This window comes from Bifidobacterium apis (assembly GCF_036986835.1).
GTDB classification, from domain to species: Bacteria; Actinomycetota; Actinomycetes; order Actinomycetales; family Bifidobacteriaceae; genus Bombiscardovia; species Bombiscardovia apis_A.
On sequence record NZ_BTXD01000005.1, the window covers coordinates 1 to 5,504 of the forward strand.

A 5,504-nucleotide genomic window follows, 5' to 3' on the forward strand; every position below is an offset into this window, starting at 1 on the left:
TGTTGGTGTGGTGGTGGTTTGAGAACTCAAGAGCGTGTTTGTGCTACTTATAGCTTTTTGATTGCCAGTCCGATGCCCGCCCGGCTGTTGTCGGGTACGTGGGAGCGTTGTGAGGGGTGTCGGGGTTTTTCGTGGGTTGGTTTCCTCCTTATGGAAGCCGGCCCGTCAATTATTGATGTGGGCTGTTTCGGCCTTCTTCATGGTTTTTTGTGGAGGGTTTGATTCTGGCTCAGGATGAACGCTGGCGGCGTGCTTAACACATGCAAGTCGAACGGGATCCGGGCAGCTTGCTGCCTGGTGAGAGTGGCGAACGGGTGAGTAATGCGTGACCAACCTGCCCCATGCTTCGGAATAGCTCCTGGAAACGGGTGGTAATGCCGGATGCTCCGCACTGTCGCATGATGGTGTGGGAAAGGGTTTACCGGCATGGGATGGGGTCGCGTCCTATCAGCTTGTTGGCGGGGTGATGGCCTGCCAAGGCTTCGACGGGTAGCCGGCCTGAGAGGGCGACCGGCCACATTGGGACTGAGATACGGCCCAGACTCCTACGGGAGGCAGCAGTGGGGAATATTGCACAATGGGCGAAAGCCTGATGCAGCGACGCCGCGTGCGGGATGACGGCCTTCGGGTTGTAAACCGCTTTTGATTGGGAGCAAGCGAGAGTGAGTGTACCTTTCGAATAAGCACCGGCTAACTACGTGCCAGCAGCCGCGGTAATACGTAGGGTGCAAGCGTTATCCGGATTTATTGGGCGTAAAGAGCTCGTAGGCGGTTCGTCGCGTCTGGTGTGAAAGTCCATCGCTTAACGGTGGATCGGCGCCGGGTACGGGCGGACTGGAGTGCGGTAGGGGAGACTGGAATTCCCGGTGTAACGGTGGAATGTGTAGATATCGGGAAGAACACCGATGGCGAAGGCAGGTCTCTGGGCCGTCACTGACGCTGAGGAGCGAAAGCGTGGGGAGCGAACAGGATTAGATACCCTGGTAGTCCACGCCGTAAACGGTGGATGCTGGATGTGGGGCCCGTTCCACGGGTTCCGTGTCGGAGCTAACGCGTTAAGCATCCCGCCTGGGGAGTACGGCCGCAAGGCTAAAACTCAAAGAAATTGACGGGGGCCCGCACAAGCGGCGGAGCATGCGGATTAATTCGATGCAACGCGAAGAACCTTACCTGGGCTTGACATGTGCCGGACGGCCGCGGAGACGCGGCTTCCCTTCGGGGCCGGTTCACAGGTGGTGCATGGTCGTCGTCAGCTCGTGTCGTGAGATGTTGGGTCAAGTCCCGCAACGAGCGCAACCCTCGCCTCGTGTTGCCAGCACGTCATGGTGGGAACTCACGGGGGACCGCCGGGGTTAACCCGGAGGAAGGTGGGGATGACGTCAGATCATCATGCCCCTTACGTCCAGGGCTTCACGCATGCTACAATGGCCGGTACAACGGGATGCGACATGGTGACATGGAGCGGATCCCTGAAAACCGGTCTCAGTTCGGATCGGAGCCTGCAACCCGGCTCCGTGAAGGCGGAGTCGCTAGTAATCGCGGATCAGCAACGCCGCGGTGAATGCGTTCCCGGGCCTTGTACACACCGCCCGTCAAGTCATGAAAGTGGGCAGCACCCGAAGCCGGTGGCCCAACCCGCAAGGGGGGGAGCCGTCTAAGGTGAGGTCCGCGATTGGGACTAAGTCGTAACAAGGTAGCCGTACCGGAAGGTGCGGCTGGATCACCTCCTTTCTACGGAGATTATGAAATCCCCTGCGCGTGTCGTGTGGGGGTCGTGCCTGCGGGTCCGGCCGGTTGGCCGGATGGTGTGGGCGTGCTGGCGTGGAACGGTCGGAAGGCTGTGGCATGGATGCGCTGTTGGGTTCCCGGACCGCCACCCTGGTGGGTGGTGTTCCCGTCGCCCGTCGGGTTCCTCATGGGGTGTTGCCCTGTGGCGGGTCCCGTCGGTGTGCTGGTGGTTTGAGAACTGGATAGTGGACGCGAGCGGATGGCCGGCTGTTGGCCGGCTGTCTGCTGTATTGTTTCGTCCGAGCCTATTTTTTCAAGTGGGTTCGGGTCGATCGTTTTGTGATCGTTTAGTGTGATGATTTGTCGTCTGGCAGTTCGCAGTTGTTGTTGTCGTGGCATGGCCTGTGGTCGTGTTGTCGGCAAGGGCGCATGGTGGATGCCTTGGCAGACAGGACCGATGAAGGACGCGTGGGGCCGCGATAGGCCTCGGGGAGCCGCCGACAGGGCTTTGATCCGAGGGTGTCCGAATGGGGTAACCCGCCGGCCGTGATGGGCCGGCACCGCATTCGTGCGGGGGGTACGCAGGGAAGTGAAACATCTCAGTACCTGCAGGAAAGGATATTCCGTGAGTAGTGGCGAGCGAAAGCGGATGATGGCCAAACCGGTGCCGTGTGAGACCCGTCGGGGGTTGCGGCATGGGTGTTGTGGGACTTGGCGTCCGGGCTCCGACGGGCCCGGCGGCAGTGATAAAGCGGCGTGTGAGGCGAACGGGATTGAATTCCCGGCCGTAGAGGGTGATGGCCCCGTAGCCGAAGGCGCGCCGCCTGCCGGTTCTTGTTCCCAAGTAGCGCGGGACTCGTGGAATCCCGTGTGAATCGGCCCCGACCGTGGGGTAAGCCTGAATATTCCTGTCTGACCGATAGCGTACGAGTACCGTGAGGGAAAGGTGAAAAGCACCCCGGGAGGGGAGTGAAAGAGTTTCTGAAACCGTGTGCCTACAATCCGTCGGAGCCCTTCGGGGTGACGGCGTGCCTATCGAAAAATGAGTCTGCGAGTCAGTGGTGCGTGGCGAGGCTAACCCGTGTGGGGCAGCCGTAGCGAAAGCGAGTCCGATAAGGGCGTTCCAGTCGCGTGTCCTGGACCCGAAGCGGGATGATCTAGCCCTGGGCAGGTTGAAGCGCGGGTAAGACCGCGTGGAGGACCGAACGGACCTGGGTTGAAAACCGGGCCGATGACCTGGGGCTAGGGGTGAAAGGCCAATCAAATTCCGTGATAGCTGGTTCTCTCCGAAATGCATTTCGGTGCAGCGTCGCGTGAGTGCCTCCATGGGGTAGAGCTACTGGATGCTTGAGGGCCCGTATCGGGTACCGACAGCAGCCAAACTCCGAATACGTGTGAGGTGTATCGCGGCAGTGAGTCGGCGGGGGATAAGCTCCGTCGTCGAGAGGGAGACAGCCCAGATCGTCGTCTAAGGTCCCCAAGCGCGTGCTAAGTGGGAAAGGATGTGGAGTCGCATAGACAGCCAGGAGGTTGGCTCAGAAGCAGCCATCCTTGAAAGAGTGCGTAACAGCTCACTGGTCTAGTGGTTCCGCGCCGATAATGTAGCGGGGCTCAAGCACGCCACCGAAGACGCGGCAGCGCAGTTCGCTGTGCTGGGTAGGAGAGCGTTCCGCGTGGGGTGAAGCGGCGGCGTGAGCCGGCCGTGGACCGCGTGGAAGTGAGAATGCAGACATGAGTAGCGAGAGGCGGGTGAGAATCCCGTCCGCTGGATGACCAAGGGTTCCGGGGCCACGTTCGTCGTCCCCGGGTGAGTCGGGTCCTAAGGCGAGGCCGACAGGCGTAGTCGAATGGATGAAGGAGTCGATATTCTCCTACCGGCGTCGAGCCGTCCAATCCAAGACGTGGAAGCATGCCCTTACCTGTGTCGGGTGGTGGTCTTCGGACCGTCCGATGGCATGGGACCGGCGTGTGGATGCGTGGCGGGTAGCGCAGGAGTGACACGGAACGGGAGCCGGGCCGCGGTGGTGGTTATCCGTGGTCAAGCATGCGGCGCGTCGGGCAGGCAAATCCGCCCGGCATGAGCGCGAGGTGTGATGATGGGGGGTCTTGTGCCCCGAATCCGGTGTGCCGTTCCGTCGAGAAAAGCTTCGGCGTGAGGATTGGCGCCGCCCGTACCCCAAACCGACACTGGTGGTCAGGTAGAGTATACCAAAGCGATCGAGCGAATCCTGGTCAAGGAACTCGGCAAATCACTCCCGTGCCTTCGGTATAAGGGAGGCCCCGGCCGGTGAGGCGCTTCGCGCGCGGAGCCGGCTGGGGCGGCACAGACCAGGGGGTAGCGACTGTTTACCAAAAACACAGGTGCATGCGAAGACGTAAGTCGCTGTATATGCACTGACGCCTGCCCGGTGCCGGAAGGTTAAGAGGATCCGTCATCCCTCTTCGGAGGGGGCAGCGGTGAATTCAAGCCCCGGTAAACGGCGGTGGTAACTATAACCATCCTAAGGTAGCGAAATTCCTTGTCGGGTAAGTTCCGACCTGCACGAATGGCGTAACGACTTCCCCACTGTCTCGACCAGGAGCTCGGCGAAATTGCAGTACGAGTAAAGATGCTCGTTAAGCGCAGAAGGACGAAAAGACCCCGGGACCTTTACTATACCTTGGTATTGGCGTTAGGTGCGGACTGTGTAGCATAGGCGGGAGGCTTCGAAGCGGGTGCGCCAGCATCCGTGGAGCCGTAATGTGAAATACCGCTCTGTCCTCATCTGGCCTCTAACCTCGGCCGGTCATCCCGGCCAGGGACAGTGCCTGGCGGGTAGTTTAACTGGGGCGGTTGCCTCCCAAAGAGTAACGGAGGCGCCCAAGGGTTCCCTCAGCCCGGTTGGCAATCGGGTGTTGAGTGCAATCGCACAAGGGAGCTTGACTGCGAGACCGACGGGTCGAGCAGGGACGAAAGTCGGAGATAGTGATCCGGTGCCGGCGTACGGACGCGGCATCGCTCAACGGATAAAAGGTACCCCGGGGATAACAGGCTGATCATCCCCAAGAGTCCATATCGACGGGATGGTTTGGCACCTCGATGTCGGCTCGTCGCATCCTGGGGCTGGAGCAGGTCCCAAGGGTTCGGCCGTTCGCCGATTAAAGCGGCACGCGAGCTGGGTTCAGAACGTCGTGAGACAGTTTGGTCTCTATCCTCTGCGCTCGTTGGAATCTTGAGGAGCCCTGCCCATAGTACGAGAGGACCTGGGTGGACGAACCTCTGGTATGCCGGTTGTCGCGCCAGCGGCACGGCCGGTTGGCTACGTTCGGATGGGATAACCGCTGAAAGCATCTAAGCGGGAAGCCCCCTCCAAGATAAGGATTCCATGAAGCCTTAAAGCTTCTGAAGACCCCATGCAGAACACATGGTCGATAGACCGGACGTGGACACCCCGCAAGGGGCGGAGCCGACCGGCACTAATGGTCGAGGACAACACAACACCCACCCCTGGAGGGGTGGCGGCATCAACCCCTACTGCGGATACGACCTGCGGCAATATGCACGGAAGGCCACAGGCGATCGAACACGGAACACGCGTCCACCATCCGGTCCCCGAACCACCAGAAGACCCCATGCCCTTCGCCTGAAGGGGATGGATGAAATTGAAGATTCGCGGCGGTCATGGCCTGGGGGAGACGCCCGGTCCCATTCCGAACCCGGAAGCTAAGACCCAGCACGGCAATGGTACTGCACCCGGAAGAGTGTGGGAGAGTAGCACACCGCCGCCACAACACGT

Annotated in this window: 3 rRNA genes; all 3 read left to right on the forward strand. The window is 60.6% G+C overall.

Annotated elements, in window-relative coordinates:
• The first annotated feature begins 206 nt into the window (after positions 1–206).
• The 3 genes from AACP62_RS08200 (at position 207) to rrf (ending at position 5,496) form a co-directional block, all read left to right on the forward strand.
• Positions 207–1,731, forward strand: a 16S ribosomal RNA gene (locus AACP62_RS08200).
• A gap of 406 nt (positions 1,732–2,137) precedes the next feature.
• Positions 2,138–5,207 (forward strand): 23S ribosomal RNA (locus AACP62_RS08205).
• A gap of 172 nt (positions 5,208–5,379) precedes the next feature.
• Positions 5,380–5,496: ribosomal RNA gene (rrf, locus tag AACP62_RS08210) — 5S ribosomal RNA — on the forward strand.
• Together the 16S, 23S and 5S rRNA genes form the textbook arrangement of a ribosomal RNA operon.
• Positions 5,497–5,504 lie beyond the last annotated feature (8 nt).